The organism is Desulfurivibrio modestus (assembly GCF_044068625.1).
GTDB lineage: Bacteria > Desulfobacterota > Desulfobulbia > Desulfobulbales > Desulfurivibrionaceae > Desulfurivibrio.
On the sequence record NZ_JBIPKH010000013.1, the window covers coordinates 43,618 to 67,828 of the forward strand.

General features: G+C 56.3%; 24 protein-coding genes. 15 read left to right on the forward strand and 9 right to left on the reverse strand.

What is annotated here, in order from left to right:
- Positions 1-15: 15 nt before the first annotated feature.
- On the forward strand, positions 16-939 hold the full coding sequence (locus ACHHRT_RS09040) for a sulfotransferase (protein ID WP_395499443.1): 924 nt from the start codon (positions 16-18) through the stop codon (positions 937-939).
- Positions 940-977: 38 nt separating this feature from the next.
- Here the strand turns inward: ACHHRT_RS09040 and ACHHRT_RS09045 are convergent, their stop codons facing one another.
- Positions 978-1,850 carry a hypothetical protein gene (locus tag ACHHRT_RS09045; RefSeq protein WP_395499488.1) on the reverse strand — a complete coding sequence of 291 codons (873 nt, stop codon included), beginning with the start codon at positions 1,848-1,850 and terminating at the stop codon, positions 978-980.
- A gap of 154 nt (positions 1,851-2,004) precedes the next feature.
- Here ACHHRT_RS09045 and ACHHRT_RS09050 point away from each other — a divergent pair, with 154 nt between their 5' ends.
- The 14 genes from ACHHRT_RS09050 to ACHHRT_RS09115 all read left to right on the forward strand — a co-directional run bounded on the left by ACHHRT_RS09050 (position 2,005) and on the right by ACHHRT_RS09115 (position 15,107).
- A complete protein-coding gene (locus tag ACHHRT_RS09050; RefSeq protein WP_395499444.1) occupies positions 2,005-2,976 on the forward strand; it encodes a sulfotransferase family protein in 972 nt (323 codons plus the stop codon).
- 33 nt (positions 2,977-3,009) lie between these two features.
- Positions 3,010-4,449: an oligosaccharide flippase family protein gene (locus ACHHRT_RS09055; RefSeq protein ID WP_395499445.1), complete on the forward strand. Its 1,440-nt coding sequence runs from the start codon at positions 3,010-3,012 to the stop codon at positions 4,447-4,449.
- A 12-nt stretch (positions 4,450-4,461) separates the two neighbouring features.
- The gene (locus ACHHRT_RS09060; protein ID WP_395499446.1) at positions 4,462-5,382 is read left to right on the forward strand and encodes a putative capsular polysaccharide synthesis family protein; all 921 of its coding nucleotides are present in this window, start codon (positions 4,462-4,464) and stop codon (positions 5,380-5,382) included.
- Between the two features lie 18 nt (positions 5,383-5,400).
- The gene (locus ACHHRT_RS09065) at positions 5,401-6,219 is read left to right on the forward strand and encodes a polysaccharide deacetylase family protein (protein WP_395499447.1); all 819 of its coding nucleotides are present in this window, start codon (positions 5,401-5,403) and stop codon (positions 6,217-6,219) included.
- On the forward strand, positions 6,173-7,258 hold the full coding sequence (locus ACHHRT_RS09070; RefSeq protein ID WP_395499448.1) for a lipid II:glycine glycyltransferase FemX: 1,086 nt from the start codon (positions 6,173-6,175) through the stop codon (positions 7,256-7,258). Before ACHHRT_RS09065 ends, ACHHRT_RS09070 begins: the two co-directional genes overlap by 47 nt.
- Before the next feature lie 137 nt (positions 7,259-7,395).
- The gene (locus tag ACHHRT_RS09075) at positions 7,396-8,331 is read left to right on the forward strand and encodes a glycosyltransferase family 2 protein (RefSeq protein WP_395499449.1); all 936 of its coding nucleotides are present in this window, start codon (positions 7,396-7,398) and stop codon (positions 8,329-8,331) included.
- A complete protein-coding gene (locus ACHHRT_RS09080; protein WP_395499450.1) occupies positions 8,324-8,788 on the forward strand; it encodes a UDP-N-acetylglucosamine--LPS N-acetylglucosamine transferase in 465 nt (154 codons plus the stop codon). The genes ACHHRT_RS09075 and ACHHRT_RS09080 overlap by 8 nt, the downstream gene beginning before the upstream one ends.
- A complete protein-coding gene (locus ACHHRT_RS09085; protein WP_395499451.1) occupies positions 8,785-9,264 on the forward strand; it encodes a glycosyltransferase in 480 nt (159 codons plus the stop codon). Before ACHHRT_RS09080 ends, ACHHRT_RS09085 begins: the two co-directional genes overlap by 4 nt.
- Positions 9,265-9,278: 14 nt before the next feature.
- Positions 9,279-10,259 (forward strand): GHMP family kinase ATP-binding protein, encoded by a 981-nt coding sequence (locus tag ACHHRT_RS09090; RefSeq protein ID WP_395499452.1) that lies wholly within the window; start codon positions 9,279-9,281, stop codon positions 10,257-10,259.
- Between the two features lie 37 nt (positions 10,260-10,296).
- Positions 10,297-10,890 carry an adenylyl-sulfate kinase gene (gene cysC / locus ACHHRT_RS09095; RefSeq protein ID WP_395499453.1) on the forward strand — a complete coding sequence of 198 codons (594 nt, stop codon included), beginning with the start codon at positions 10,297-10,299 and terminating at the stop codon, positions 10,888-10,890.
- Between the two features lie 57 nt (positions 10,891-10,947).
- The gene (locus tag ACHHRT_RS09100) at positions 10,948-11,550 is read left to right on the forward strand and encodes an SIS domain-containing protein (protein WP_395499454.1); all 603 of its coding nucleotides are present in this window, start codon (positions 10,948-10,950) and stop codon (positions 11,548-11,550) included.
- On the forward strand, positions 11,540-12,778 hold the full coding sequence (locus ACHHRT_RS09105) for a glycosyltransferase (protein WP_395499455.1): 1,239 nt from the start codon (positions 11,540-11,542) through the stop codon (positions 12,776-12,778). Before ACHHRT_RS09100 ends, ACHHRT_RS09105 begins: the two co-directional genes overlap by 11 nt.
- A 47-nt stretch (positions 12,779-12,825) precedes the next feature.
- Positions 12,826-13,788 (forward strand): NAD-dependent epimerase/dehydratase family protein, encoded by a 963-nt coding sequence (locus ACHHRT_RS09110; protein WP_395499456.1) that lies wholly within the window; start codon positions 12,826-12,828, stop codon positions 13,786-13,788.
- Positions 13,785-15,107 (forward strand): HAD-IIIA family hydrolase, encoded by a 1,323-nt coding sequence (locus ACHHRT_RS09115; RefSeq protein WP_395499457.1) that lies wholly within the window; start codon positions 13,785-13,787, stop codon positions 15,105-15,107. Before ACHHRT_RS09110 ends, ACHHRT_RS09115 begins: the two co-directional genes overlap by 4 nt.
- A gap of 74 nt (positions 15,108-15,181) precedes the next feature.
- On the opposite strand, the gene ACHHRT_RS09120 is transcribed toward ACHHRT_RS09115, so the two are convergent.
- The 8 genes from ACHHRT_RS09120 to ACHHRT_RS09155 all read right to left on the reverse strand — a co-directional run bounded on the left by ACHHRT_RS09120 (position 15,182) and on the right by ACHHRT_RS09155 (position 24,211).
- Positions 15,182-16,036, reverse strand: a complete 855-nt coding sequence (locus ACHHRT_RS09120) for a sulfotransferase family protein (protein ID WP_395499458.1) — start codon at positions 16,034-16,036, stop codon at positions 15,182-15,184.
- A 27-nt stretch (positions 16,037-16,063) separates the two neighbouring features.
- Positions 16,064-17,104 carry a lipid II:glycine glycyltransferase FemX gene (locus ACHHRT_RS09125; RefSeq protein WP_395499459.1) on the reverse strand — a complete coding sequence of 347 codons (1,041 nt, stop codon included), beginning with the start codon at positions 17,102-17,104 and terminating at the stop codon, positions 16,064-16,066.
- 84 nt (positions 17,105-17,188) lie between these two features.
- Positions 17,189-18,187 carry a glycosyltransferase family 2 protein gene (locus tag ACHHRT_RS09130; RefSeq protein WP_395499460.1) on the reverse strand — a complete coding sequence of 333 codons (999 nt, stop codon included), beginning with the start codon at positions 18,185-18,187 and terminating at the stop codon, positions 17,189-17,191.
- A gap of 3 nt (positions 18,188-18,190) precedes the next feature.
- Positions 18,191-18,889, reverse strand: a complete 699-nt coding sequence (locus ACHHRT_RS09135; RefSeq protein WP_395499461.1) for an ElyC/SanA/YdcF family protein — start codon at positions 18,887-18,889, stop codon at positions 18,191-18,193.
- A 241-nt stretch (positions 18,890-19,130) separates the two neighbouring features.
- Positions 19,131-19,859: a PEP-CTERM sorting domain-containing protein gene (locus ACHHRT_RS09140; protein WP_395499462.1), complete on the reverse strand. Its 729-nt coding sequence runs from the start codon at positions 19,857-19,859 to the stop codon at positions 19,131-19,133.
- A 304-nt stretch (positions 19,860-20,163) separates the two neighbouring features.
- Complete coding sequence (locus tag ACHHRT_RS09145) at positions 20,164-21,774, reverse strand: exosortase C-terminal domain/associated protein EpsI (RefSeq protein WP_395499463.1); 1,611 nt, start codon at positions 21,772-21,774, stop codon at positions 20,164-20,166.
- A gap of 196 nt (positions 21,775-21,970) precedes the next feature.
- Positions 21,971-22,519: a PilZ domain-containing protein gene (locus tag ACHHRT_RS09150; protein WP_395499464.1), complete on the reverse strand. Its 549-nt coding sequence runs from the start codon at positions 22,517-22,519 to the stop codon at positions 21,971-21,973.
- Between the two features lie 99 nt (positions 22,520-22,618).
- Positions 22,619-24,211, reverse strand: coding sequence for a sigma-54 interaction domain-containing protein (locus tag ACHHRT_RS09155; protein ID WP_395499465.1), 1,593 nt, complete (start codon positions 24,209-24,211; stop codon positions 22,619-22,621).

Below are 24,211 nucleotides of genomic sequence, written 5' to 3' on the forward strand. Positions count from 1 at the left end.
AAGGGATGGCTAGAGATGCAAGGTGATTTTAGTAATTTGCTGATATATGCTGGTTTTCCTAAAACGGCATCCAGATGGCTTCTGGCCAATCTCTGGGACGCTCCGTCGTCGGGTTTTGAGCTGGTTGGCAGTATGGACGCGGTTGCCAGGGATTTTATCTTGAACAATCCGTTCGATTTTAATCCGCATGAGCCGCGAAAGTGCTACGGTAACTTAATCAGTGCTGCCGTCGAGAGAGGCTTAATCCCTGTACTTCATCACGAAGGAATATCTGCGCAACTTTTTACCCCCGCTCCGCCTGACCCGCGGCCATTTGAACAAATAAAGGCTACTTTTCCAGGTTGTCGAGTGATTATTGCCGTCCGTGAGCAACGTAGGATGCTCTTGTCGTGGTATACTCACAATGTCAAGCTTGGTTTAGGAGTGCCCCCAACAAAATATCTGACTGAAACAGCACCTGGCATAACACCCTTTTTCCGGTATGATGTTTTTGAATACCACAAAATAGTGGCGTATCTGTACTCACTTTATGGTAAGGACAGGGTCCTGGTTATACCATATGAAATGCTTAGAGCCGACCGGGATCAGTACCTGGCCACTATTTACAAATTTTCCGGCGTGGAAAGAAAAAACTTTTCCCCTGTCGAATCCGAAGTAAATGTGGGCTTGCGGCCTGCTGAAACCAGCATGATAGCCTGGCTGAACAAATGGTTCGCCAGCGACTGGCCACGCCCCCGTCCATCTAGTCGACTCAGAAACCGACTTGTTCGGGGCACCCGATATATGTGCCGTTTCTTTCCTGATGGTGTCGATGATAGGATAAAAAAACATGCAGAGAAAGCGGTTGAGGATGCTATTCAAGATCGGTATCAAAAAAGCAACAGGGCCTTGCAGGAATTGACCGGAATTAAGTTAAGTCAATATGGTTATGACCTGTAGTAGATTGCCAGATTAACATCTCAACTTTCTGACTTGATTTAACCTTCTACTATTCCGTACTTATTGCTATGCGATCTGCGAATTGTTTCCATAATCTCCGCCATTGCACCCATCATGGCATCAATCATCTTGCTGATGACATCTTCGGGCAATTCTCCTGTGGCCCGGATTCTATCAATCACCAGGGTCATCAGGCGTTGCATGGCATCCAGCAGGGTCAGGTCCCTCACCTCCTCGCAACAGGCATGGAAGAGACTGCCGGCGGTCCGCTGGTCGGAGTGCAGTCGCTGCCGAAAGGAGAGGAACATGTAGCGGGTCATCACAACGGTCAAATGGCCGATCAACCCGTCATAATCCCTCAGTTGCGCCTCCTTTTCCAGCCGCAGGTGCGGCTTGAGCATCTTGAAGCACACCTCGATGTCCCAGCGTTTGCCATAGATCCGAACGATCTCTTCGTCAGCCAGATCCACTCGGGTGGGCAGGACGGCCAGCCAATCCCGTTTGTGTCGATGGCGCACAAACACGATCCTGACCTGCTGCCCCTGCCTGGTCTCCACGTTGACGGCGGCCAAAATCCGTGCCCGCCCAGGACGTTTTGTCAGCAGTGCATACAGCCCGCCCAGCATAAGCCGGCGCCAGTTGTGCCGGGGGTTGCGCAGCAGGGCATAGGCTGCGTCCTTGCCGAACCCCAGGTCATCTTGTTCCACAATGCTGCGGTAGAAGTTCTTCCCCGCCAAGGGCAAGCGGAAAATTGCCGCGAAACCCTTCAGCGGCCAGGCTCCGCGCAGCTTGCGGATGCCGGCACCATTGAGCAGGTGCCCCACCTGGAAATCGCTGAAAAACGAAGCAATGGTATTCTCCAGGCGAATTTCCTCTTGCTCTTCAAAATGCTTCTCGCTATAGTTGACCAGCCCTTTCTCCTTGTTTTTATTATGTTTTTGGTAAACACAATATACTAGGGAGCAAAGGGTTTTTCTATTAAAAAGTTCGCTATTTCAGCGTATTAGTGCATAATTTTCGCAAGTCAGAAAGTTGAGATGCTATGTTGCAGCGAGGTGCTTTGTGGTGAAAAATAATACAGTTTATGAAGGTGCCGAATACCCGATTTTTCTAATCGGAAGTGAAAGGTCGGGCTCAACACTGCTTCGGCTCATGCTGAGCCACCATCCCCAGTTAGCTTTTCATTCTGAGTCTGATTATATAATCCAACCCCTAATCAACCAAAAAGAGGAACCTAAAGGCAGGGAACTTCGAGAATACTACGTTTTTTTGCGCGGCAACCGCGCTTTTCGGGGAAGCGGATTTATAATTGATGGTTCGTTATCCTATCGTGAACTACTCCGCAGTTTCTTGCGGCAAAAAATCATGTTGACAGGGAAGCCGATTGTAGGGATGACCGTCCATTTCGGCTTCGAGCACCTCCCGAAAATTTGGCCGGAAGCCCGTTACATTCATTTGGTTCGGGATGGTCGTGATGTGGCTCATTCTGCGATGAAAATGGGATGGTATGGGAATGTTTGGGCAGCGACAGAACGTTGGAAGAATGCTATTGCCAGCTACGATAAGCTTAACGCCCAGATTTCATCTTCGAACATTATCGAGGTGCGTTTTGAACAGTTGGTCAGCAATCCTGAAACAGAGCTCGCAAGACTAAGTGATTTTATTCGTATATCGTACGACAAATCATTTTTTGATTATAGCAAAACAAGCAGTTACAGTAGTCCTGGCCAAAAAAAAGCAGCAAATTGGCGCGATCACTTTACTAGAGAAACTACACGATTGGTTGAATCTGAGATTGGCGACTTATTAAAAAGATTTAATTATGAATTGTCGGGCCTAGATCCTGTTACAATTAGTGATGATTTGCGCTGTAAGCTTCTCAATGATAACAAAAGATTGGTAAAAAAAAGTAAGATACAGAAATACGGATTCTGGCTTTTAGCTATCAATAAATTTGCCGAGAAACTCAGACTGGCACAATTAAGCTCTATAACAAAGTCAGAAATTGAAAAAATCACCCAACACAATATAAAATAAATTGGCGCGTTTTACCCACCGACGCGTGTATCAGTGATCGAAAAATCAATAAAATCAAAGGCACTTACCGGCTCTGCCTGGACCATGGCTGGTTACGGGGCCAGTCAGTTTCTGCGCCTTGGTGGCAACTTGATCTTGGCTTGGCTGCTATCGCCTGCAATTTTCGGCTTGATGGCCCTGGTTAGGGTTTTCAAGGCCGGGCTCGAGATGTTTTCCGATATTGGAATCGGGCCTAGCATCATTCAAAATAAAAGGGGGCAGGAGCCAGCTTTCCAGAATACCGCTTGGACCATCCAGATAATTCGTGGCTTTGGATTATGGGTTGTTACTTGCATTCTTGCTTGGCCCTTCACTTGGCTGTATGCCCAGAATGACCCCGATGCTTGGCAACTGTTATATTTACTACCGGTAACAGCTGTTACCGCAATTTTCGCCGGATTCAACTCTACCTCTTTGTTTATATTGAACAAAGAGGTACAACTTGGGCGATTGACAATGCTTGAGCTGGGGGTCCAGGTCGTTTCCCTGACGGTAATGGTCGGCTGGGCTCTGTTAAATCCTACCCCTTGGGCCATGGTGGCCGGAGGGTTGGTAGCTGCTTTTGTAAAAATGCTCTGCAGCCATTTTCTGTTGCCGGGTCATCGTGTGAGCTTGGGATGGGATCGGGCATGCAGCCGGGAGCTGTTCCGATTCGGAAAATGGATTTTTCTTAGTACCGCTTTCACCTTTCTCGCCGCGAACCTTGACAAACTCCTATTGGGAAATATTCTGACCTTGTCAGATTTGGGGGTGTACTCCATTGCCTTGATTTTTGCTGGTGTGGCGATGGAGGTTGCCAGGCGCTTGGGCAGTACCGTCATGTTTCCAGTCTACGCCAAATTTCAGAACCAACCAACGAAACTGATGGATGTGGCCCTGCGATCCCGTGAAGTTGTACTGTGGGCCGGTCTGGCGGTATGTATCTCTTTTTCGGTCGGCGCCCCCCTTTTTTTTGAAACCCTGTGGGATCCGCGTTACCACCAGGCGGGCGCCATCTCCCAGTGGTTGGCGGTGCTCATCTGGACCAGGGTTCTTTTGATTACTATGGATCGAATTCCTTTGGCCCTTGGCAATGCACGAGTGCTTTTTTTCTCTAATGTCATTCAAACCTCCTTTATAGTCTTAGCTATCACTGGTTATTGGGTTGCGGGCCTGCCCGGGTTTATCCTTGGCCTGTCCATTGGTCCTCTGGCTTCACACCTGTTTTTATTGTGCTACGTACCCAACAGAAAAGGCGAAATGTTGAGACAAAGCCTCCGTTTTACCCTTATGGCAGGGATTGCTGGGGGGGGACTAGTTGTTTTTTCCCTGTGGGTGCGAGAAAACTACGGTACCCATGTTTGGTTTTTTGCAGTAATATCGGGGACAGTAATTCCTGTACTCATAGCAGCGTGGATTATTTACAAACAGATTTTGGGTAATGATCTTCGTTAAAGTAGGTGCCTAATGAACCACCTCAAAACGGTCAGAGAGTCAGCCACGGTTCTGATCTCAAAAGCTCCAAATTGGCTTTATAGTGTTGCTAGAATCTGGCAAACGATCTTCGATCGTTGGGCGATAAACAGGTCGATAAAAAACGGAACCCCTCTAATTTTGATTTACCAATACGGTCGTGTGGCATCAACCAGTCTCTATACATCCTTGCTCGCTGCCGATTTAAAGTTTCCCGTTTATCACGTGCATACCATATCGTCGCACCGGGCAAGCCAAAGGATTGCTAAAGTAAAAGAGCGTGGCCATCGTGTGGATAGATATATGGTGCTGGGTAAGATTATTGGGGAGAAAATAGTTTCCTTCGGGGACAGCCCCCCCGCCCAGCCATGGAAAATTATCACCGTGTTCAGAGACCCTGTTAGCGTAATGATATCTCTTCACTTCATGAATGTCAGCCGGTATTTTGCGGATATCCTTGGGAAAAACGGTGAGTTGGACACGCAAAAAGCCATAGAGCATTTTCAACAAATAACAGAAAGAGACGATCCTTCCGGGTGGGCAATTTCTACTTGGTTTGACGATGTTTTCTATGATGAATTGGGGGTAGATGTTTACAGCCATGATTTTGATAAAGATCGTGGTTACAAGATAATCAATGACCCACGATTCGATATTCTCCTCTTGCGCTTTGAGAACCTTGATCAAGCCTTTAATGAAGGAGTGGCAAAGCTTTTTAATTTAGATAATCACAGGATAAAGTTATTGCATTCACATTTGCATAAAGATGATAAGTATTTAGATTTACAAAATTACGTGAAGAATAACTTAAAACTGTCAAATTCAGCTTGTGATAAAATTTATTCCACCAAGTTTGCCCAACATTTTTATTCCCCTGAATTAATATCGAAGCTGACCAAAAAATGGTCGGGATAGGGTTGTACCCAAAAACATATGATGGCCTCCGTGGCGAAGGGATATTGCCAACCGATTGCAAGAGGGATAATGTATTCCTGGTTTGTTATTGTTATTGCTGGACTGGTGATTAACATTGGACTGATTCTTGTGCTATCACTTGGGCCAGGGCTGCTTGTCAAGCGCAGGTTGAAAAGCGAGCTTCTGTTGAAGTCTCGCAACAAACTTGTCCTAACTTATGATGATGGTCCCGGACCTTTGTTGACGCCGCCGTTGCTTACTTTGCTCGCTGATTATGGGGTGAGGGCATCGTTTTTTATCGTCGGCTTTCGGGCGCAGCAGCACCCTGAAGCCCTTGCAGCGATCGCCAGGCATCCGGCAGGGCATGAAATGGGTTACCACGCCCAACGGCATCGGCATCCTTGGCGCACCTTGCCTTGGGTTTCTTTCCGGGATATGTGGGAAGGTTACCAAACCATGCTGCCTTGGCTAACCAGGAAAGCGCCGTTTCGCCCGCCGTTTGGCAAATTGACCTTGTGGACCCTGCTCCTAGCCAGAAAGCTCGGCTCGCCACTTTGCTTCTGGACCCACGATGGTGGCGATACCTGGCCGGTGCTGACCGACCCGCGCCTGATTGTTGATCAGGTGGCGCGCGATGGCGGCGGCGTGGTGCTGCTGCACAGCCACGACCGGGGCGATGACCGTCAGCACTACGTGCTGGCCCTGACCCGGATGCTGCTTGAAACCGCGCGCGAGAAAGGCTGGCAGGTATGCACTGTGACTGAGCTCCTTAATGGTAATGGAGATATTGATGACCATCCCAACCCAACCAAAGGTGCCGCCGATGCCGTCGAATAGGGCAGGCAGCGTCATACGTTCTCCGGCCCAGATTACCGTCAGCGCCGTTGATCCCTGTTCTGCAGAGTGGGATGCGCTGCTGGGGGCGTTCCCTGATTACACCATATTCCATACCAGTGCGTGGCTGGCGACCATCCAGGCCGCGTACGGGGTGAGGCCGGTTTGCGTTAAGGCTGAGCGGGGTGGGCGATGTGTTGCCATTTGGCCTTATCTGGAGCAACGCAAAGGGCCGTTCCGGATCATCGGCTCGCCCTTGCCGGGCTGGAGCACTGCCTACATGGGGCCTTTGATTGCCGAAGATGTGGAGGTACAGGAGCTGCTTGGCGCATTTCTCGAGCACCGGTTGTTCAAGCGTTACGCCTATTTCGCCTGCCGCACCCTTATTCACCGGCATGACGTGGACCTGACGCCGTTTGGGTTCGAGCTGGTGAGAAAATTTGAAACCTATTGGACGGATCTGTCGCGGACTGAGGAAGATTTGTGGGCGGCACTCGAAAGCAGGTGTCGCAACAGCATTCGCAAGGCCGAGAAAACGGGTGCTGAAATTCGCTTGGAAAGTGATGCCGGTTTTTTGGAGGACTTCTGGCGAATGTCCGAGGAGACATTTGCCAAATCGCAAATTCAGCCGACGTATACCCGCGAATTCTGCCAACAGGTTTGGGAGCGTCTGACGCCGGCGAGACACCTTCACGCCTTGTCGGCGTTTGTGGACGGTAAGCGCGCGGCGACGCTGATACTGCCTTTTAATTCGCATACCATGTATTACTGGGGCGGGGCTACTTTTCAGGAATTTCGCAATATTCCGGTCAGCAACCTGCTGATCTGGCGTTCTATTCTTGATGCCAAGGCCATGGGCCTGAAAAGATATGATTTTATTTCATCGGACGGGGGGCCCGGCCGCTTCAAAAAGAGCTTCGGGCCGCAAGCGGTTGATCTCGCCCGGCACTGGGAGCGCTCCCCGTCGCGGCTGCTGAAAATACTAAAAGATAAATACAGCGCTTACCTCAAACGCAAGCGCCACATCCAGGCGGCCCAATAGCAGCATTGCAGGCTGATGCACCAAGGTGTCACCGGCCTTCGGTTTTTGCATTGACAGGACCATGGGGTTTCGTTAAGCAACGAATCTGTCTGTTTTGGCCTGCCGGCTAAAAAAGCATCTAAAGAGGATTTTGATCCATGTCGAGACGATATGTTCTGATCACCCCTTGTCGGGACGAGGCGGATTATCTGCGCGTGACCATCGCCAGCATCGCCCAGCAAACGGTATTGCCGGCCTTGTGGGTGGTTGTCGATGACGGTTCGACGGATGCAACACCTGCAATCCTGGAGGAGGCGGCACGGCAGTATCCCTACCTCAAGGTCGTGCGGCGGGAAGATCGCGGCCAGCGGGCGGTGGGGCCGGGGGTGATTGAAGCCTTTTATGAAGGCTTGTCCCATGTGGATCTAAACAACTACGACTACCTGTGCAAACTGGACGGCGACCTGGAACTGCCGTCCCGGTATTTTGAGCGGCTAATGGAGCACTGCGAACAGGATCCCTGGCTGGGGACGGTTTCCGGCAAGCTCTTTCTGCGCTACGGGGATAAATTGGTTGAAGAGCGCTGCGGCGATGAGAACTCCGTCGGCCCGACCAAGTTCTACCGGGTGCCCTGTTTCAAAGAAATTGGCGGTTTTGTCCACCAAGCGAGTTGGGATGGCATTGACGGCCACATGTGCCGCATGAAGGGCTGGGTTGCCCGCTCCATCAACGAACCGGATCTGCAAATCATTCATTTGCGGCGCATGGGTTCCAGCCAGGTCAGTTTCTGGACGGGGCGAATGCGCTGGGGGCGCGGGAAGTATTTCATGGGCTCGTCCTTGCCCTACACCCTGGCGGTTACGGTCTATCGCCTGTTTGAGCGGCCTTTTGTGATCAGCGGCATCGGGATTCTGTGCGGCTACATCCAGGCCATGCTGCGGGGGGAACCACGACACGATGATAAGAGCTATCTGAAACACCTGCGGAAGTATGAATTGCAATCGCTGGTCGGCGGGAAGCGGCGGACCATGCAGAAGTATCACGATGAAATCCGCAAACGATTCCCGCCGAGAGTGGAAGCAGGTAATGCCTGATCAACCCCGTTTACTGAAAATCCTGGCGGTATCCAGCGGTGGCGGTCACTGGATAGAGCTGCTGCGGGTACTGCCGGCCTTTGCGCAGGGGGAAGTCGTGCTGGCCACGGTAAAACCCGAATACCAGCGTGATGTGCCCGGTGCAGCATTGCATGTGATTCCCGACGCGACCAGGTGGAACCGGCTCGGCCTGTTGAAGCTCGCTTTACGGGTGCTCTGGGTTGTTTTACGGGTGCGGCCCGACATCATCGTTACAACCGGCGCGGCGCCGGGGTATTTTTCCTTGCGATTCGGCCGCTGGTTGGGGGCCCGCACCATCTGGATCGACAGCATCGCCAACGTGGATGAATTGTCAATGGCAGGCCAGATGGCCGGCAGGTTTGCCGATCTCTGGCTCACCCAATGGCCGCACCTGGCCCGACCCGACGGTCCCGAGTACGCTGGAGCGGTGCTGTGATTTTCGTCACCGTCGGCCACCAGATGCCTTTTGATCGCCTGATTGAGGCGGTGGATCGCTGGGCCCGGCAGCAGGGCCGCGATGATGTATTTGCCCAGATCGGGGCCACGGAGCGGTTCCCGCAAACCATCCAATCGGAAAAATACCTGTCGCCGGAGCAGTTTGATCATCATATTGCAGCCGCTGACGCCATTGTTGCTCATGCGGGAATAGGGACCATCATCGCCGCCCTGAAGCTGCACAAGCCGTTGCTGGTCCTGCCTCGGCGGGCTGCCCTCGGCGAAACACGCAACGACCATCAGGTGGCGACGGCGAACTATTTTGAGCAGCACGGTTATGTAATGGTTGCCTATAAAGAAAGCGAGCTGCCCGAGAAATTGGCGCAGCTTGCCTCTTTTAAGCCGTCAAAGACGGTCGGCGAAACCGCGCCGGAGCCGTTGCTGCTCCGATTGCGCGAATTTGCCTTCGGGAAATGAGGAGGTTGTGATAAATGATCATCAGTCGAACCCCCCTGCGCATGAGCTTTGTCGGCGGCGGCAGCGACTTGCCGTCCTTTTACCGCGAATATGGCGGGGCGGTGGTGAGCACCGCCATCGACAAGTATATTTATGTTACGGTCAACCGCAAGTTTGACAACGGCATCCGGGTATCATATTCGGTTACCGAGGAGGTCGAGCAGGTTGCCGACATCCGCCATGAACTGGTGCGTGAGTCGCTGAAGTTTCTGGAACTTGACGGTGGCATCGAAATTACCACCATTGCCGATATCCCCTCCCGGGGCACCGGCCTGGGGTCTTCCAGCTCCTTCACCGTTGGCCTGTTGCATGTACTTAACGCCTTTCAGCACCGTTATGTCTCCAGTGCCCAGCTCGGCGAAGACAGTTGCCGGATCGAGATTGACATCTGCGGGGAGCCAATTGGCAAGCAGGATCAGTATGCCGCGGCCTTTGGCGGCTTCAATTTGATTGAGTTCAAGCCGGATGAATCGGTGCTGGTTTCGCCGCTTATCTGCCGGCCCGAGACCATAGCGGCCATTGAGCAGGGTATTATGGTATTTTATACCGGCATCACCCGCAGCGCTTCCAAGCTGCTGCGCCGGCAGTCCGAGGATATGGCCGCCAGTGTGGACAAGCGCACCGGCATGCGACGGATGGTGGAACTGGCTTACCTGCTGGGCGAGGAACTGCAACGCAACAATGTCTCGGCCTTTGGCGAGATTCTGCATGAAAACTGGGAACTGAAAAAGAGCATGACCGCCGGGGTGAGCAACCCCGAGATCGATCAGTGGTACGATGCCGCCCGGTCGGCCGGGGCCCAGGGCGGCAAGCTGCTGGGGGCCGGCGCCGGGGGCTTTTTGATGTTCTACGCCCCGCCGTATCAGCACCAGGCCATCCGCGAGGCCCTGCCCGGCCTGCGCCAGGTGCCCATGGGTTTTGAACCGCTGGGCAGCCGGATTATTTTTTATCATTAATCAATTGAAGTCGCCGTAGCGCGAAGAGAGACCAGCAATGAAAAGCGCCAACACTGTCTCCTACCGGGGCAAGATAACCTGCGAACACCGGGAAAATTTGTTGGACCAGAAAAGCCTGGTGCTATGGTTCACCGGCCTGTCCGGATCTGGTAAGTCCACCATCGCCCACGCCGTGGAGGAACGCCTGCACGCCATGGGGCGGTTGACCTATGTTTTTGACGGCGATAACGTACGCCACGGCCTTTGCGGTGACCTGGATTTCTCGCCGGCCGGCCGGGCCGAAAACCTGCGCCGCATTTCTGAAATGGTTAAGCTTTTCTTGGATGCCGGTATGATCTGCCTTACTGCCTTTATCTCGCCTCTTCGGGCTGATCGTGAGCGTTGCGGCAATCAGATCGGCCGCGGTCGGTTTTACGAAATATATGTCAAATGCCCCTTGGAAGTCTGCGAACAGCGAGACGTCAAGGGGCTTTACCAGATGGCGCGTGAAGGCAGGATAAAAAACTACACCGGGGTCGGCTCTCCTTACGAGGAACCGCTTAATCCCGATCTGGTGCTGGAAACCAGCGAGCTTTCCTTGCTCGCTTGCGTAGATAAGGTGGTTGACTTTGTCCAGGAGCGCATCAAATAGCGTTCGTTGTGCCGCCGATCACCTCATGTCCGTTAAGAGAACAACAGGGAGAGTGAAATGAACAAATACGCTGGAACCGCTGACGCCTATCTTACCAAATTGACCGCCATGCTGACCAACCTGGACCGTGATCAGATCGATAACGGCATCCGCCTGATTGCCGAGGCCTGGCAGGCCGGCCGCCAGATTATTACCCTGGGCAACGGCGGCAGTTCATTGACCGCCCTGCATTTAATCAACGACTGGAACAAAAGCATCTTCATGGCCAGCGGTAAACCCTTCCGGGGCCGCAGCCTGGTGGACAATATCGGGGTGGTGATGGCTTACGGCAACGATAATTCCTTCGAGAATATCTTTATCGAGCAGTTGAAAAATGTACTGGAGAAGGGCGACCTGGTGATTGCCATCTCCGGCAGCGGCAACTCCGAGAACGTGATCCGCGCCATCAATTACGCCAATGACAACGGGGCCGTCACCCTGGGGTTGTGCGGCTACCGGGGCGGCAAGCTCAAGGAGCTTGCCCAGCATGCAATCTGGGCCGATATTGACGATATGCAGGTAGCCGAGGATGTCCACGCCATCTTTGGCCACATCGTGATGCAGCGGTTGTGCGGCTATGATCTGCAAGGAGTAGGCAGTGGAGGTTCGTGTGCCGGCTGATTCCCGTATTGCCTATTTTATCAACCTGTATCCCGCCATCAGCCACGCCTTTATCCGGCGAGAGATTCATGCCTTGGAGCGGCAGGGTTTCGATGTCCAGCGGATCGCCCTGCGCGGCTGGGAAGGGGACCTGACCGATGCTGCCGACCCGGCGGAACGGGCCAAGACCCTTTTTGTGCTCAAGGGTGGCCCGTTGCCGCTGATCGGCGCTGTACTCCGCACCCTGCTGGCCTCGCCTGGCCGCTTTCTAGCCGCAGTGGCTCTGGCCTTGCGCATGGGCTGGAAAGCCACCCGCCCCATTCCCTATCACCTGATGTACCTGGTCGAGGCCTGCCGGGTGCTGGGTTGGCTGCGGGAGCATGGCGCGACCCATGTGCACGCCCATTTCGGCACCAATTCGGCCGAGATCGTGATGCTGGTTCGGACCTTGGGGGGGCCGCCCTACAGTTTCACGGTCCATGGGCCGTTGGAATTCGACAAGCCGTATTATCTGGGGTTGGGCGAAAAAATTCACCGCTCGGCATTTACCGTGGCTATCACCTCCTACACCCGCAGCCAATTGTACCGTGCTTGCAGCTATGCCGACTGGCCCAAGGTCCGGATGGTTCGTTGCGGTCTGCAACCGGAAATCTTCGCCACCCCGCCGGAACCGCCGCCGGCTACCCCCCGGATGGTCTGCATCGGCCGGCTGGTGGAGCAGAAGGGGCAGGCGCTGCTGGTCAAGGCCGCCGCCCGGCTGGCCCGCAAAGGGGTGGAATTCAAGCTGGTGCTGGTGGGCGGCGGGCCGCTGCATGATACCCTGGCCGCCCTGATCACAGAGTATGGCCTGCAGGAGCAGGTGGAACTGACCGGGGCGCTCAGCACCGAAAGGCTCTATGAAGAACTGCGGCTGGCCCGGGGCATGGTGCTGCCCAGCTTTGCCGAGGGCCTGCCCATGGTGATCATGGAGGCCATGGCGTTGCGCCGGCCGGTGATTTCCACCTACATCGCCGGTATTCCCGAACTGGTGCGCCCCGGTGAAAACGGCTGGCTGATTCCGGCCGGCTCCATCGATGACCTGACCACCGCCATGGAGGAGATGCTGGCCTTCCCGGTTGAACAACTGCGGGCCATGGGGGAGGCGGCCCATAAGCTGGCCCGTGAACGCCACCACTCCGACACCGAGACGGCCCACCTGGGCGAACTGTTCCGCCGCAGCGCCGCCGGTGAACCAATAACTGATGCGTGATCGGGGAGAGATTTCAAGTCTGTCCCCAAGTCTGAGGAAACCAGGAGATGAGTATTTTTATTACCGGAGTGGCAGGATTTATTGGGGTCAACCTGGCCGAGGTGCTGCTGGCCCGCGACGAGCGGGTGGCCGGGTTTGACAACTTCTGCCGGGGCAGCAAGGCCAACCTGGCCGCGCTGCTTGCCCACCCCCGTTTCAGCTTTGCCGAGTTGGACCTGGATGATCTGGCGGCCTATCGAAGCGCCTTGGAGGAGTTGCACCGCCGGGAGCCGATTACCGAAGTCTGGCATCTGGCGGCGAATTCCGATATCCCCGCTGGCATTGCCGATGAACAGGTGGACCTGCGCGATACCTTCATGACCACCTTCAACACCCTGGTGCTGATGCGCGAGCTGGGCATCGGCACCCTGGCCTTTGCCTCCAGTTCGGCGGTATATGGCGATTTCGGACAACTGCGGCTCACCGAAGAGCATGGCCCGCTGGAGCCCATCTCCAACTACGGGGCCATGAAGCTGGCCTCCGAGGCCATGATCAGCGCGGCCCTCGAAAGCCACCTGGGGCGGGCCCTGGTCTTTCGCTTCCCCAATGTGATTGGAGTGCCGGCCACCCACGGGGTGATTCAGGATTTTATCCGCAAGCTTAAGGCTACCCCCCACCGCCTGGAGGTGCTGGGCAACGGGACCCAGCAAAAAAGCTACCTCCATGTTGATGAGCTGATCGAAGCCATGCTGCTGATCCGGGATCGGGACCCCGGAAAACTCTGCTGCTACAACGTCGGCGCCGATGACGAAGGAATCACGGTGCGCTTTATTGCTGAAACGGTGCGCGACCGGGTAGCGCCGGCGGCGGAAATCTGCTACGGCGAAGGCAACCGCGGCTGGGTGGGGGATGTGCCTAAATTCGTATATTCCATCGACAAGCTCAAGGCGCTGGGCTGGCGGCCGCGACTGGGCTCGGCCGAGGCGGTTCGCCGGGCGGTGGAGCAGATCTTCGAGCAGGAATCGCGGTGAGTCGGCAGGCGGTCATTCTGGCCGGCGGCCGCGGCACCCGCCTGCGCGAACGTTTGCACGGGCGGCCCAAACCCCTGGTCGATCTGTGCGGGGTGCCGCTGCTGGAGCGCCAGATCGGGCTGCTCAAGCGTTACGGCTTCACCCAGGTGCTGGTGCTGGTCAACCATGCCGCCGAGCAGATCATTGACTTCTGCGCCGCCCGCAACAACTGGGGGCTGGAGTTGCACTGCCTGGACGATGGTGAACCCCGGGGCACCGCCGGGGCCACCCTGGCGGTGTTTGACCGGCTGGCCGATGAGTTTCTGGTGATGTACGGCGATACCATGCTGGAGGTGGACCTGGATCGCTTTCATGCCTTTCACCGACGGCGGCAAGGTGCGGCCGCCACCCTCTTCCTGCACCCCAACGACCATCCCCACGATTCCGACCTGGTGGAGGTGGACGATTCCGACCGGGTGCTGGCCTTTCACCCCTACCCCCACCCTCCCGGCCGCTATCTGCCCAACTTGGTCAACGCCGCCCTCTACTGGCTCAAGCGGGACGCCCTGACGCCCTGGCGTGGGCGCCCGGAGATGCTGGACTTCGGCAAGGAGCTGTTCCCGGAGATGCTGGCCCAAGAGCTGCTGCTGCAAGGGTACAACAGCCCGGAGTACATCAAGGATATCGGCACCCCGGAACGGCTGGACCGGGTCTGTGGCGACTTTCAGGCCGGCCGCATCGAGCGGGCCAGCCTGGCCCACCCCCAGGCCATGGTGTTTCTGGATCGGGACGGCACCCTGAACCGGGAGGTGAATCATTTGCGCCGCCCAGAAGAGCTGGAGTTGCTGCCGGGGGTGATCGAGGCGGTGCGCCGCCTGAACCGTTCCGAGTACCGCTGCTGCGTGGTGACCAACCAGCCGGTGGTGGCCCGCGGTGACTGTTCCTTTGCCGAGTTGCGCGCCATTCACAACAAGCTGGAAACCCTGCTGGGTGAAGGAAAAGCTTATCTGGATCGCATCTATCTCTGCCCCCACCACCCCCACCGGGGGTTTGCCGGAGAACGGCCTGAACTCAAGATCGATTGTGACTGCCGCAAGCCCAAAACCGGCCTGCTGGACCGGGCGGTGGCGGATTTCAACGTGGACCTGGCCCGTTCCTGGCTGATCGGCGACACCTCCGTCGATATCGAAACCGCCCGCCGGGCCGGAATAAAATCGATTCTGCTGCAAACCGGCTATGCCGGCCATGATAACCGGTACCAGGCTCAGCCCGATTTCACCGCCCCGGATTTACCGGCGGCAGTGGACTTTATTCTGGAGCAATCCCCCCAGCGGCCGTGATTAACACCTCGTGCTTGGCAGGAAAATACCACGTCTCTTCATGCGAGCCTGGCGGAATGTCGGGAGGAGCGCCCTCACTTAATCCGGGTGCAGTGCGTGTCGATTATCCTGCTGCTTGCTTCGAAGGACTGTCGTGCCGAGTTCAGTAATGCCGGCTCTACTTTAACGGGCGGTCTTTTTATATCACGCTTGATTTGACCTCCCCGGATATGAGGGGAAACATCTCCCAGGCCGGCAACACCTGTGGTCCGCATGACCGGGTAATGCTCTGAAAAACGGTTCTCCACCCCAAGTATTTTGGCCAGGGCGTGAAACACTGACTGAGTGTGGTGAAGGATGTCGTCGTAGGTCAGGAACAGCGAACGATCCCGCGGCACCAGTTCCGCGTAGCGGGCAAGAGTGGCCAGCCTGCCCGAGTAGTAGCGTTCACAGTTTGCCTGGTCGACGTAATCGCGGTTGGCCTCCGGCCGCTGGACCCAGCCCTCAAGTTTTGGCGCGTTGATCAGGCTCGGCAGTGCCTGGTCAGGATCACGCAGCAGGAAAATCGTGTAAACGCAGGGTAACTGCAGCAGTCGCTCATCCGCCAGCAACTCATCATAAAGCAGCTTATCCAGGAAATACTTTGCCCCCGGAAAGGGGCGGCGCAACCGCACCGCGACCTTAGTGGGTAGACAGTACAGGTCGCTTGCGCGGCGGTAAGTCATCAGGGTTTCACCGTAACCCATCACCATCGGATGCGTATTCAGGCATTGCAGCAGCAGCGTGGAGCCAGAACGCTGGTGGCTGAGGATCAGGAGTAACCGCAGCACCCTATCTGGGCGCAGGCTCAGCAAAGACCAGTGCAGCAGTGCGATCCCATAACTGACGGAACGGGGCAACCCCAGTCCCTCCCCGAAGATCGGCCGCTGTCGAAAACCTGTTTCACTCATGGTGATATACCTCTTTTGGTGCCTGTTTTACCAGGGCAGGTTTGGCGAGAGCCCTAATTTGCAAGAGGCCCGCTGGACGAGGCGTCGCCCCAGAGAGTTCTGATCCGACCATGCAAACAACCTGGCCCGCAAAGTGCGCGCCGGCCCGTAAAATTTCCTCAGGGGCAACGGGTACCGAACCATGTCGAGGGCAAACTGTTGCTTGAAGGTTTGGGGGCCCAATAAGTCGTATAAGGCCAGCCCTTTTTCGCGTGCCCAGGCGATTGCTGTCATTTGCAGCAGATAATTCACGCGAAGTTTCTTCAACTCGGGATCCCACGCCATTCCGCCCCAACCATAGGTCATGGTGTTGGCGATAATCGGGTTAAAGATTGCCGCTACGGGTTGGTCCCGGTAGTAGGCGATGAAGTGCTGAGCCTTGCCCACCGTGCCGAACAGATCCCAAATATGGCTGAAATATTCATGGGGAAAGACCGGAAACTGCTGCTGTTTGGCCGTCGCCTCGTGCATTGCACAGAAGTCGTTCAGCGAAGCGGCATCGCCAGGCATCACGATGACGCCCTGCTTCGCCGCGCGTTTCACGCTGTAGCGCACATTGCGGTTCATGCGGGAGAGGAGTTCCTCGTCGCTGTAGTGCAACGGCACTAACGCGGATTCCCTGATGCTACCGCCCGCCCATGCTTCGCTTTCAACAAAACCGGCTGCGAGCAATGCCTCCTGTGCAGATCGTTGATAAGGGAAAAGGTCCACACGAATTGATCTATACCCCCTGGTCCCCGCAAGCTCTTCCAGCGCGTTCACCACCTTCCCAAGCATTAAGGGGTCATCATCAATCGCAATGGGCCCCCGCCAAACTTGGGCAAGCTTTCCAACGGGCGTCTGTTGAACAAGAATTTGAACACCCCCACTGACCCGGTTATGCTCCCGAATGACCAGCCTATCGCAGAGGAAGCCATAGGTGCCGCGATTGGCTGCATAGCCGGCAGACTGCTCGTGATGACCGTAAGGACACGCTTGCAAGAAGGCGTCCCACTCCTGGTCATTACAGGCATAGTCAATTTTGTTCATTCCTGGCTTCCTGTGTTATCCGGCTTGCGGTAACCGGCAGTTTCCGCATCTTCCATCTCGGCCAAGGTACATCGACCTGCGGTGCTACTTGTATTCGATTATGGTAATGGGTTTTTGGCCGATTTTTTTGAGTATGAAGGTGAGTTGGCCCAGCAGTTGGGGCCATTTGCCGGCCATGTTGAAAGCCGCGTAGAGCAAGGCGAGCCGCCGGTTGTTCAGCCGCTGGTTGATGCTGGTCATGGTTCTGAAGATCTGCAGGGGGTAAGCCAGCGCCAGCAGAAGCCACCAGGGGCTGCCGGTTATGATGGCCAGCGCCAGCATCATCACCGGCAGTAGCAGGGCCCAGACCCAGATTCGCAGCGAGTCCCGCAGGCAGTATCTTTCATTACCCGCGCCATGCATGGCATAACCCTGGGCGTAGCTGTGGCCGCTGCGGACAGTGCGCTTCCACCATTGGGAAAACCGGGTCATTTCCGCGTCGTGCAGCACCATGGGAAAATCCAGCCGGTGGATTTTCCAGCCCTGTTGGCGCAGCCGGTAGCATAGCTCCGGCTCTTCCCCCGAGGTGACCTGCGGGTTGAAGCCCCCGGCCGCCTCAAAAGCCTGCCGGCGGATCATGAAGATGCCGCCGCAGGATTGGGCCTCGCCGGTCGGCACCTGCCACTCCAGATCGCACAGTTGATTGTAAAGGCTCTTTTCCGGGTAGCGCTCAATGGTTCGGCCGGCCACCAGCACCCAGGCGGGGTTTTGGGTAAGCTGGACGGCGGCGAAATCGATCCAGCCCGGGCACAGTTCGCAATCACCATCGATAAACTGGATCAGCTCAAGCTCCGGATATTTGCCGGTCAGCCAGGCGAAACCCTCATTGCGCCCCCGGGCGGCGCTGAAGGGCCGGGCCGGGTCCAGTTGCAGTACATCCACCCCGGTTGAGCGGGCGTACTCGACACTATCATCCGTCGAGCCGGAATCCACATAAATAATGTTGCGGCATTGTTTACGGGCGGCCACCAGGCAGTTCCGCAGCCTGGCTCCTTCATTGCGGCCGATGACCACGATGGCTGTTTCGGGGCGGTTTCCGACCATGCGCTACTCCCTCCCGGCAGCAGCCGGGACCGCCCACAGCTCTTCATGCGAGCCTGGCGGGCCGGGCCGGAAACAGCAAACCGTCCAGAGCCAGGCGATTGTTTCATTTAGCACACTTTTTGCGCCGGAACTTGTTTCCCACCACCGGTTGGCGTTGTAGTCGGACGGCTGGGCCGCGATAACGCCGATGGCAACGTCCGGGCCGAGGGCCATCCGGTAAAGCCTGTGCGAGCGGCGGGCGTGCGTGCCACTCGAAAACAGATCAAGGGCGTTGTAGGTTTGTCCCTCTCCTTCCAGCCAATGACGTACCATCACCGCACTCAGATAGGTCCGATCCTGGGCCGAGGCGGGGGCGGGAACCGCCGTCACCGGAGTACCATCCAGGCAGTGGGTTTCAAGATACCGGGCTGCCAGTTCCGCATAATTGTAGCGAATCGTCTTGCCGATCCACACCTCCGCCGATCCCCCCGTAGTCAAAATCTTTTGATAGGTGCCTTGCCGGCAGGCGGCAACCGCCTGATCAAGCTGTGTGGAGCCCAGCCAGCCCTCCACCACCAGTAACTCAGCGCCGGGTTTGGGGTGGTTGACGGCCAGAAAGGAATACAGTCCTCGCCCGGTGAGCAGGGTAGTGGCCAGGCAGAAGGCTACCAGCAACAGCCAGCCCGGCAGGGTGGGAACCCATAAACTTTGCTTTTTGAGCAACGGTGGCCGAGTCATCAAGGTAGTTGTTCCATTTTATTACAACACTTTCCATTAACGACCGTGCTCCGGATTGTCAATTTTAAATTTGCTCGGCTGGAGAAAATGAGTTACCTGTAAAGGCCAGCTTAGATCACTGCCGGGATCCTGCAACAACTTACCTGCGCAATAAAAAAAGCCCTGCCGCTTGTTAAACAAAGCGGCAGGGCTTTTGGTTTGCTTATTGATTTGCGGTGTTAATTAATTACGCCACCTGTACCCGGCGGCGAGCGACCCCGACGAGGCCGGCAAGCCCAGCCCCGAAGAGCAGCAAGGTGCCGGGTTCGGGAACTCCGATTACGTCATTGGCACACCAAGGAGCGTAGGCAATCGCGTAGCTTGTGCCCAAGATGATATCGAATGAGCTAAGATCGTAGGTCAGGAACCCGGTATTTGTCGCCTCATTTGTCCAAGTCCAACTCATGAAAGAACCAGAGTCGGCAACGAGGGTAAGGTCACCCCACTCAATGCCATTCGGGTGTCCTATGCGCCCTCCATCGGCATAAGTGTAGCTATAATCATCGGCTACGGTGTAAAGGGCCTGGCCGACACCGTCGATACCATGATCAGAGTAGTAACCCTCATAGGTCGATTGATGAGAGCCATTTGCGCCAGTTTGTTGACGGGCCATGTAGTCCCAGGCTTCGAAGCCGGTCGATGTGTCCGTGTTAATAAACAAGGAGTCAAATAACGTGCGATTGGACATGTAAATTGCCACTGAATCAAGCTGGTTGGTCACATTATCGTACGTCACACTCATGCTAGTAACCTGCGGAGAGCTACCAATCTCATCTTGGTTGGGGAACACATCCCACCCCGGGAAGGTATACCAGGTGTCCTGGTAGTTATCGGTGATCAGCGCGGCTGATGCAGTCCCCACCACCAGGCATCCGAACAAGGCCGACATGGCCAATGCTGCAATCTTCTTTTTCATCTCTCTCTCTCCTTATAGTGTGTTCAGTTAGGTGTCGCCGGACTATGTTTACTCATCTCTAACCCTTGCCCCATTCCACTGCAATCGTTGTGCCATTTGCGGGCAAACCCTGTGGATGCGCTTAAAGTGCTGAAATTATCAGGTAAAATTAATAGTGAAAAATTAACGGGCCTTCCGGCGTGAGGGTGCCTCCTGTGCTGTTTTCCGAAAAAGCGGAATAATTCAAAAAAAAAGCGGTATATCAGTCTGTAACAACTTTTTCCGCTTTCCGGAAAACAGAACGATTGACATAAAGGTCTAATAATCAGGGAAATGGATCCGGTGTCCGCCATTGAATGGCGGAAAGGGATGTTTGTGTAAACTTCCGTAGCAGTTCACGCTGGTCATCACAGCCCAGCAGTCCGCATTCGATGGACAGCGCTATGGCGACGCCTTCATTACGTTTTTCGGGCATGATCCCCATGGCCTCGGCCAGTTTGGCCTGTAAGCGACTGGTCACTGGCTGTCCGGCCACTTCGTACCAGGCCCAGACCAGATGCTCGCGTCCGGCAATATGTCCTCGATATTCCACTACGCTTATACCCTCGGAGTTCAGCCGGACGAATTCGGTGTTCCGGCTGACAGGTTGCCAGTTCTTTCCCACCAGGCTGTTGCCGCGCTGGAACAGGTGGTGCCCACGGTCCTGCTGGGGATAGACTGCCCGGTAGACATGGATGAGGGAGTCTTGCCATGGGTAGCTGGCCCTTCCCTCCCGAGCATTGCTGAAAGAGGGCTGCCAGGCCGGGTTGGCGGCAACCTGTTCGATCACCCCGAGGTGATCCGGCAGAGGTAAGGGGGCGGAGGCGTTCGGATCGTGAATTTCATTCGGCACAAAAGCGCGCGGCAGTAGCAGCAGCAGTGCGCCGATGGCGGCGGCAGCCAGGGTCGAATACGTCACTGCGGGAGTGGGGTTTGCCCCGGCGCAGGCTGAGGCCCCCGGCGATTTAGCTCCCTGGCCCCGGGATCTGCCGTTGGCAGCCGTCCCTTTGGCCTTGCCGGCCAATTCGCGGTCCGTCAGCCAGTTGGCGAAAAACAGCACCGGGGCCATGGCCACCACAAACAGCACCCAGCCGTAGAGATAGTGATCGCGGATCAGATAGTGCTGTATATCGGTATAGTTGCCGATCAGTACCAGGGTCCAGATCCGTATCCAGTTGGAAACCACCGCGGCCCCGACCGAGACTGCCACCACCAGCAAACGGTAACCCCACCGTCGCAGGTACAGGGCGCTGTAGAATACCGCCAGGGCCAGGGCGGAGAGAAAGAAACTCAGGCCGCTACAGGCTGAAGCGATCTCGAACACGCCGGCGGTGACGTGGATGAAATTGCCCTCAATGTAGGCCGTCACGCCGACGAGAGCGATCATGGCCCCGACCACCCTGGTCGCGATGGCCTGCAGCAGCGGGTCCAGTATCCAGAAGGGCAGCAGGCCGAAGTACAGGTAAAGCACCGGCATCGCCAGTCGCCGGCCGGCGATGCCGCCGAAGGCCAGGCCGGTTACGGCCAGTATCAGCGGTGGTACCAGCAGCACCCGGCTCGAGTTGATGTACAGCAACTCCATCAGCGACAGCAGGCCCACCAGGATGAACAGTGGCGCCAGCATCCACCAGTTGGGCGCGAGACTCAGCGGGGGATTCCGCTGCCAGTGGGTCCAGCCCATCCAGACCGCCATGCCCAGAACCATGTACCCGTGGGAGTAGACCCCCACCCCGGCAAACGACCACCAGGCTTGATGTATCCAGGCAAACACCGACGCCATGCCCAGCCATGCCCCGGTAGCCAGCAAGACGGTGGCAATCAGCGCCGGCAGGAGATGGAAGGGGATCCCGTGTGGGCTGACAAGGCCCGGCGGGCGCTGACCATGTTGTATTCCCATATTCGAATAACAGCCCTCAGGTCGGCAGTGTCAGCGAAGCGAGCAGGCCGGTTACCTACGACAACAATGCACATATAACCAAAGTTTATTTGATTGCAAACCAAAACTACATTTTTCCGAAAAACGGAACTGATCGGAACAAAAAAACGGCCGGACGGCAAGTTACGCCGAGCCCGGCCAGTTCAAAAAAGGGAACTCAGTTGCAAAGCAGCAGCTCGCGCATCGCCCAACCGGACTTCTGGTCGAGAAAACCCAGCCCATACTGGCAAATTCCCTCCTGGTTGACCTGCCGCTGCCAACGGATCTCCGCCTGGCCACTGAAGCCGGGCAGGGGAAAATCCTCGCCGAAGATAAAGGAGATCTGGGCTCCGGGGGGCAGATTACCGGGGGTTTCGATCCGCATGCCGCCCTGGCCCAGGTCCAGGGTCCAGGCCGTTTGGCGGTCGGCATCGGCGGGGGGGCCATCCGCCGGGACCGGCAGCAGTTGCAGGCCCTGGCGGGTGGCGACCCGGGGATAGCGGCGCTGCCCTCTCTCCATCACCAGCCCCCGCTTCCAGGCCAGGTCGAGCAGGGCGTCACAGCCCCGAATATACTGGGGGCACTTGTCCCACCAACGGGAACGGCAAAAGTTTTGAATATGTTCCGCCAGGGGCATATAAAGACCGCCCACGGTCAAGGCGCAGAGCTGCTTACAGCCCGGCGACCAGTAGGGGCATTCCCGAATCGGTACACGTGCGTAATCCATGGCATCCACCGCCGCAAAGGTTGATAATTTTTGCGGCATCCAGCTTGCAAAAAACACGCCATGGGGGCTGTGCCGGGGCGGATCTCCCCCGCTGCCCCTTTATTTTTTATTGGGGATCAAACCGTAGCGCTTCATCTTCTCATAGAAGGTGGTCTTGCCCAGGCCCAGAATCCGGGCCACCGCCTGGGGATTGCCCTCGTAGCGATCCACCGCGGTGGCCAGAATCTTGGCCTCCAGCTCGGCAATGGTATCCTTCAAGGGCTGCTCCAGCATCCGTTTTTCAATCAGGGCCGCCTCCTTGCGGTCGCCGCCGCAAGAGATATTTTGTTCGAAGGCCAGCTCCTTCTCGGTGATCACATTGTCCTTGGCCAGCAGCACCGCCCGCCGGATCACGTTCTCCAGTTCACGGATATTGCCCGGCCAGTCATACTGCAACAGCCGGTCGATGATCCGGTTGGGCAGATAGTCGATCTCCTTCTTGAAGGCGGTACGATACTTCTTGATGAAGTGGGTGATCAGGGGCACGATATCCTCCCGCCGCTCCCGCAGGGGCGGCAAGTGAATATTGATCACGTTGAGCCGGTAGTAGAGGTCGCGGCGGAAGCGCTTCTCCTCCACCGCCACGGCCAGATCGCTGTTGGTGGCGGTAATCACCCGCACGTTGGTACTCACCGCCTCGTTACCCCCCACCCGGACAATCTCGCCGTTCTGCAGCACCCGCAGCAGGGCCGCCTGCATCCTGGGGCTGATATCGCCGATCTCGTCGAGGAAGATGGTGCCGTTGTCGGCCACTTCAAATTTACCCATCCGCCGGGCGGTGGCGCCGGTAAAGGCCCCCCGCTCGTAGCCGAAAAGATCGCTCTCCAGCAGGCTCTCGGCCACCGCCGCGCAGTTGAACTTGAGAAAGGCCTTGTCCTGGCGCCCGCTGCGCCGATGGATGATGTCGGCCACCAACTCCTTGCCGGTCCCCGACTCTCCGGTGATCAGAATGGTGGCATCGGAATCGGCCACGTGGTGGATCAGCTCCCGCAGTTCCCTGAGCTTGCGCGATTCGCCCACCATCTCGTCCTGCTGCTGGCCGAACCGGTCCAGCTCCCGCTTTAAAACGTTAACCTCTCGACTCAACTCCTGCCGGACCTTTTCACTCTCATGGAGGGCCTCAATCTTCTGGTGAAGGACCGATTCGATATTGCCGTGCATCGCGGCCAGCTCGGCCTCCTGCTTCTTGCGCCGGGAGATGTCGCGCATGACCACCATCACCAGTTGCTCCCCCAGATACCCCTGGAAAGCAACATAGTTGTACTCCACATAAACCTCGCCGATCTTTCGCTCAAAAAGCTCGTTGGAATTCTGCTGGGCCCGGGATTGCTCCACCGGGCACTCGGGGCAAGGAGCTTCGTTGCAATTAAGGGCGTCATGACAGAAACGCCCCCGGAGATCACCGAAGGTGGCAATGGCGCTGGCGTTCATGTATTCGATGACAAAATCGCCCCGAATCAGAAAGATCATGTCCGACATCACCTCAAAGAGGGCCACCCGGTTCCGACTCAGGCGCTCCACCTCTCTGTGGGCATTGTCGATCTCCGTCTTCATGGCTTTGTCATCGGTTAATTCGCCGGGCAGCTCACCGGGCCGATAAGCCGGCCCGGAGAAGTTTCTGACGGCCGAGCCGCCGGTTTTGAAATTACCCAT

Bases quoted from the DNA above. Each gene is read 5' to 3' on its own strand.
- ACHHRT_RS09125 (WP_395499459.1), bottom strand. From the start codon at position 17,104: ATGAACAAAATTGACTATGCCTGTAATGACCAGGAGTGGGACGCCTTC.
- ACHHRT_RS09145 (WP_395499463.1), bottom strand. From the start codon at position 21,774: ATGGGAATACAACATGGTCAGCGCCCGCCGGGCCTTGTCAGCCCACAC.
- ACHHRT_RS09140 (WP_395499462.1), bottom strand. From the start codon at position 19,859: ATGAAAAAGAAGATTGCAGCATTGGCCATGTCGGCCTTGTTCGGATGC.
- ACHHRT_RS09075 (WP_395499449.1), top strand. From the start codon at position 7,396: ATGTCGAGACGATATGTTCTGATCACCCCTTGTCGGGACGAGGCGGAT.
- ACHHRT_RS09120 (WP_395499458.1), bottom strand. From the start codon at position 16,036: ATGAGTGAAACAGGTTTTCGACAGCGGCCGATCTTCGGGGAGGGACTG.
- ACHHRT_RS09090 (WP_395499452.1), top strand. From the start codon at position 9,279: ATGATCATCAGTCGAACCCCCCTGCGCATGAGCTTTGTCGGCGGCGGC.
- ACHHRT_RS09100 (WP_395499454.1), top strand. From the start codon at position 10,948: ATGAACAAATACGCTGGAACCGCTGACGCCTATCTTACCAAATTGACC.
- ACHHRT_RS09130 (WP_395499460.1), bottom strand. From the start codon at position 18,187: ATGGTCGGAAACCGCCCCGAAACAGCCATCGTGGTCATCGGCCGCAAT.
- ACHHRT_RS09150 (WP_395499464.1), bottom strand. From the start codon at position 22,519: ATGGATTACGCACGTGTACCGATTCGGGAATGCCCCTACTGGTCGCCG.
- ACHHRT_RS09070 (WP_395499448.1), top strand. From the start codon at position 6,173: ATGACCATCCCAACCCAACCAAAGGTGCCGCCGATGCCGTCGAATAGG.
- ACHHRT_RS09155 (WP_395499465.1), bottom strand. From the start codon at position 24,211: ATGGGTAATTTCAAAACCGGCGGCTCGGCCGTCAGAAACTTCTCCGGG.
- ACHHRT_RS09060 (WP_395499446.1), top strand. From the start codon at position 4,462: ATGAACCACCTCAAAACGGTCAGAGAGTCAGCCACGGTTCTGATCTCA.
- ACHHRT_RS09065 (WP_395499447.1), top strand. From the start codon at position 5,401: ATGATGGCCTCCGTGGCGAAGGGATATTGCCAACCGATTGCAAGAGGG.
- ACHHRT_RS09040 (WP_395499443.1), top strand. From the start codon at position 16: ATGCAAGGTGATTTTAGTAATTTGCTGATATATGCTGGTTTTCCTAAA.
- ACHHRT_RS09080 (WP_395499450.1), top strand. From the start codon at position 8,324: ATGCCTGATCAACCCCGTTTACTGAAAATCCTGGCGGTATCCAGCGGT.
- ACHHRT_RS09110 (WP_395499456.1), top strand. From the start codon at position 12,826: ATGAGTATTTTTATTACCGGAGTGGCAGGATTTATTGGGGTCAACCTG.
- cysC (WP_395499453.1), top strand. From the start codon at position 10,297: ATGAAAAGCGCCAACACTGTCTCCTACCGGGGCAAGATAACCTGCGAA.